Below are 832 nucleotides of genomic sequence, written 5' to 3'. Positions count from 1 at the left end.
GCATTTCTACGCCCGCGGCTCTACCGTCAGCATCGTCAGCAATGACGGCCTCATCGTGTTCAGCCACGACCCGTCTCTCGTGGGAACCAGAATGACGCTGAGCGCCGCCCTGATGAAGCGACTCGCCACGACGGACAGCGGACGATTCAGCACGGAGGCGGGCGGACAGGCGTTTCTGACGGGGTTCGCCAGCCTGCACAAAACGGACTGGAACATTTTTATCGCGGGCACTTCTGAAACGGTCCGGCATATTCTCGTGCGCACGGCGGAAAACGCGCTGTGGTTCCTGCTGGGGATCATCGTGCTCACGGCCGCCGCCGTTGCCCTGATGGCCGGGCGCATCGCTTACCCGCTTGAAAAGCTGGCCGGCATGGTGCGGGACGACGACAGCGAGGCGTCGCTGGCCTCGGTGCCCGCCTGGTATTATGAGGCCGATCGCCTTAAGGAGGCGGTACAGGATCACCGCCTGGCGGTCGCCGGCCGCATGGCTACCCTCAGCGATGAGGCCATGACCGATCCGCTCACCGGACTCTGCAACCGCCGCGGCTTTACCCTCATGGCGGACAGGTTCAGCGATGACGCCGCGCAGTGCGTGATTGCCATCGACATTGACCACTTCAAAAAAATCAATGACTGGTACGGCCATGATGCAGGCGATGCGGTGCTGGTCAGCCTCGCCGGTCTGCTGCGGCAGGCGTGCCGGACGGGGGACGTCGTCAGCCGCTTTGGCGGTGAGGAGTTTATTCTTCTGCTGCCGCAGACCTCCGTGGAGGATGCGGCCCGCACAGCGGAGCGCATCCGCGACGTGGTCAGCACCACAACGTTCCCGTAC

General features: G+C 63.8%; 1 protein-coding gene. It reads left to right on the top strand.

Annotated features, from left to right (window positions below; all coding sequences use genetic code 11):
* The coding region (locus PSSD_RS25980) for a GGDEF domain-containing protein (protein ID WP_153011535.1) at window positions 1-832 on the top strand (832 nt) is incomplete at both ends.

The sequence above is a fragment of the Type-D symbiont of Plautia stali genome, from assembly GCF_001485335.1.
Classification (GTDB): domain Bacteria; phylum Pseudomonadota; class Gammaproteobacteria; order Enterobacterales; family Enterobacteriaceae; genus Pantoea; species Pantoea vagans_C.
The sequence above is the reverse complement of the archived record's forward strand: the minus strand, read 5'-3'. Positions and strand labels throughout refer to the sequence as shown.